The organism is Sphingomonas sp. Leaf412, from assembly GCF_001425405.1.
In the GTDB taxonomy this organism is placed as follows: Bacteria; Pseudomonadota; Alphaproteobacteria; order Sphingomonadales; family Sphingomonadaceae; genus Sphingomonas.
Map to the genome: position 1 here is coordinate 236,261 of NZ_LMQP01000004.1, position 915 is coordinate 237,175.

The 915-nt window shown below is 69.1% G+C and carries 1 protein-coding gene; it reads left to right on the top strand.

Going from position 1 to position 915, the window contains the following annotated elements; genetic code table 11:
- Positions 1-864: FAD-linked oxidase C-terminal domain-containing protein (locus ASG29_RS15355; protein ID WP_321163204.1), on the top strand; the 864-nt coding region annotated here is incomplete at its 5' end.
- Between the last annotated feature and the right edge of the window lie 51 nt (positions 865-915).

The window sequence follows — 915 nt, forward strand, 5'->3', positions numbered from 1 at the left end:
CAAGGGCAGGTCATCCGCACCGCACGGCGCGCGCGCAAGTCCGCGGCGGGATACGACCTGACGCGGCTGTTCGTCGGCAGCGAGGGGACGCTGGGCATCTTCACCGAGGTGACGCTGCGCCTGCATCCGATCCCGGAAACGATCAGCAGCGCGATCTGCGGCTTCGCGACGATGCAGGGCGCGGTCGACACGGTGGTGCAGTCGATCCAGTCGGGCGTGCCGCTGGCGCGGGTCGAGATTCTCGACGACCGCCAGATCGCGGCGTGCAACGCCTGGTCGAAGCTGGACCTGCCCGAGACGACGACCTTGTTCTTCGAATTCCACGGCTCGCCCGCAGGCGTCGCGGAGCAGGTGGAGATGGTCGCGGCGCTCGCGGGCGCGAACGGCGGCGGCGACTTCGCCTTCTCCAACCTGCCCGAGGAGCGCGCGAGATTGTGGAAGGCGCGGCACGAGGCCTATTATGCCGCGATCAACGTCCGCGCGGGCGCCGTCGGCTGGACCACCGACGTGTGCGTGCCGATCAGCCGCCTGCCCGAATGCATCCTGGAAACGCGCGCCGACATCGATGCGGGGACCGTACCCGCCACGATCCTGGGCCATGTCGGCGACGGCAATTTCCACGTCATCTTCTCGATCGATCCGACGCAGCCGCACGAGTTCGAGGAGGTCGCGGGGATCAACGCCCGGCTGGTCGAGCGCGCGCTGGCGATGGACGGGACGTGCACGGGCGAGCACGGGATCGGCATCGGGAAGCAGGACTGGCTGGAGGCCGAGCTGGGCAATGCGGTCGACACGATGCGGCTGGTGAAGCGCGCGCTGGACCCGCAGGATATCATGAATCCGGGAAAGATCTTCGCGCTGTAATGTCCTCCCCGGCACGGGGAGGGGGACCGCCCGGCGCAGCCGGGGGGTGGA